The following is a 2,374-nucleotide window of genomic DNA, read 5'->3' as shown; positions in this document are numbered from 1 at the left end:
CGGACCCCGTCCTCCGGGCCGCCCCGGCCCTCAGACGCCGGTGGTGCCGTCGACCAGCTCCCGCACCACGTCCAGGTGGCCGTTGTGCCGCGAGGTCTCCTCGATCAGGTGGAGCAGGATCCACCGCAGGTCGGCGTGGTCTCCGTTGCTCAACGAACGGGCCGCCCGGGTGTCCAGGCCGTGCGCGGCGACCAGTTCGCGGTGCCGCGCGTTCTGCTCCTCGTACTCCGCGAGCAGCCGCGCCAGCGGGATGTCCACCGCGAGCCGCATCTCCGGGTCCGGGTCCTCGTCGGTGGCGTCGGTCAGCGGCCCTTCCAGCTCGCGGTCGAGGAACACCACGTCGAGCCACCAGTGCTCGACCCACCGGAGGTGGGAGATCAGTCCCTTCACCGTCATGAGCGGCGATCCGGGCAGCGGGGCCTTGCCCGCGTCGTCCTCGGTCAGCCCCTCGCACTTGGCGCGGGCGGTGGCCCGGGCGTAGTCGAGGAAGGTGGTCAGCTGGGTGCGCTCGTCCCAGGCCGTGGGGGTGTCGGTTCGTGTCGTCATCGTCCGGCAGCCTTCCGTGTGGGGCGCACGGCGTCCACCGAATATGCGGAGGGGCCCCGCGACCGTCACCGCAGCAGCAGTTGCAGCGCTCCCAGCACCGTCGCCGCGATCACCAGCCGGTCGAAGAGCCGCTGGTTGATCCGGTCGATCGCCCACCTGCCCAGCAGGGCGCCGGGGACGACGAACAGCACCAGGGCGGCGTCCAGGAGCAGCGCACGGGCGTCGATCAGGCCCAGCCCCACGCTGAAGGGCACCTTGGCGACGTTGACGATGAGGAAGAAGAACGCCGAGGTGCCCAGGAAGCCGAACTTCCGGAAGCCCGCGGAGAGGAGATACATCGCCATCACCGGTCCGCCCGCGTTGGCGACCATGGTGGTGAAGCCGCCCAGCACCCCGTAGGAGCGGGCCTTGACCCGTCCGGCGCGGGTGACGACCGCGTCCGGCTCCTCGGGGCGGTTCGCGGCGCGGGTCCTGCGGAGGGTGATGCCGGTCATCAGCAGCAGGGTGAGGCCGATGGAGATCCGCACCGCCCCGTCGTCGGCCCACATCAGGAAGAAGGTGCCGAGGACGACGCCCACCCCGACCGCGGGGAAGAGCCTCCAGAGGGTGGGCCAGTGGGCGTGGCGCCGGTAGGTGAGCACCGCGAGCACGTCTCCCGCGATCAGCACCGGCAGCAGGACGCCGACCGATTCCCGGGCCGGGAGCACCGCCGCGAAGATCGCGAGGCTGACCGTGTTGGCGCCGCTGACCGCGGTCTTGGAGAAGCCGACGAGCAGGGTCGCGGCGGCCAGTGCGGCGAAGCCCCAGGGGGTGATGTTCCAGAGAGTCATCGTGTCCATGCGGGGACCGATGGTACGTGTGGGGGAACTTCGCCGCTCCGCTCCCCCTCGGAGCCGCGCGGCGGGGCGGCCGTCGAGGCGCCCCGTCTCGAAACGGACGCCCGGCTCCCGGTAGCGTTCCGGTCACATCCCTCGCGAGGAGCACCTGCATGCCGATGCCGTCCATCCGTCACCGGTCGGTCCCTGGGGCCGCCGTGCGCCGGGCCGTTCTCCTGTCCGTGGCCGTCTCGGTCTCGGGAGCGTTGCTGCTCACGGGCTGTACGGGTGAGGACCTCGGCCCCGCGGACGGCGCGGAGGACGGCGAGGTGACGGGTCCGGTGGGCACGCGCCGTATCGTGGACGCGCGCGGGCGGTCGGTGGAGGTGCCGCTGAGCCCGCGGCGCGTGGTGACGCTCAGCCGCTCGACCCTGGACGCCGCGCTCGCCCTCGGGGTGGAGCCGTACGGGACGGCGGTCTTCTCCGCGGACGGCGACCGGACGCCGCCGTACCTGGCCGACCGGGCGGTGCCGGCCCGTGTGGTGGCCGAGGAGGGGCGGGTCCGGATCGAACGGCTCGAGGCGCTGGAGCCGGACCTGATCCTGGTGGACGAGTCGACGCGCGCGGTCGACGACCTGGCCGCGCTGCACGCCGTGGCGCCCACGGTGGTGACCTCGACCAGCGGCTACGGCTGGAAGAACGCCTTCACGGCGACGGCGGAGGCCCTGAACATGGCGTCGGCGGCCCAGCAGGTGCTGAGCCGCTACGGCACGGAACTGGCCGAGACGGCGCGGGTGGTGGAGCCGGAACTCGCCGGGACGGGGCGGTCGGTGGGCGTGGTCCGCTGGGCGGACGGCCGGCTCGCGCGGACGGCCGACGGGGACCACGTCCGCACCACGCTGGAGTCGTTGGGCCTGCACCGGGCGCCGGGCAGCGGGACGGCCGGCGACTGGGTGTTCTTCGGGGTGCGCGGCGCCGGGCGGGGGGAGGCGGTGAAGACCTTCGGCACGGCG

At 73.4% G+C, this 2,374-nt stretch carries 3 protein-coding genes; 1 reads left to right on the top strand and 2 read right to left on the bottom strand.

The genetic code is table 11. The annotated features are described in order from the left end of the window. Positions 1-30: 30 nt before the first annotated feature. Entirely contained in the window at positions 31-546 is a 516-nt protein-coding gene (locus HW445_RS27155) for a DinB family protein (RefSeq protein ID WP_180223516.1), read from the bottom strand. 65 nt (positions 547-611) lie between these two features. After that, on the bottom strand, positions 612-1,385 hold the full coding sequence (locus HW445_RS27150; protein ID WP_180223515.1) for a sulfite exporter TauE/SafE family protein: 774 nt from the start codon (positions 1,383-1,385) through the stop codon (positions 612-614). 149 nt (positions 1,386-1,534) lie between these two features. On the opposite strand from HW445_RS27150, the gene HW445_RS27145 reads away from it, so the two are divergent. Next, positions 1,535-2,374: ABC transporter substrate-binding protein (locus HW445_RS27145; RefSeq protein ID WP_180223514.1), on the top strand; the 840-nt coding region annotated here is incomplete at its 3' end.

Source organism: Streptomyces sp. UH6 (genome assembly GCF_013421635.1).
Taxonomy (GTDB): Bacteria; Actinomycetota; Actinomycetes; order Streptomycetales; family Streptomycetaceae; genus Streptomyces; species Streptomyces abyssomicinicus.
Note: the sequence above shows the minus strand (reverse complement) of the source record. Positions and strands in the feature narration are given on the sequence as shown.

Coding starts and splice junctions, on each gene's coding strand:
- HW445_RS27155 (WP_180223516.1), bottom strand. CDS start 546: ATGACGACACGAACCGACACCCCCACGGCCTGGGACGAGCGCACCCAG.
- HW445_RS27150 (WP_180223515.1), bottom strand. CDS start 1,385: ATGGACACGATGACTCTCTGGAACATCACCCCCTGGGGCTTCGCCGCA.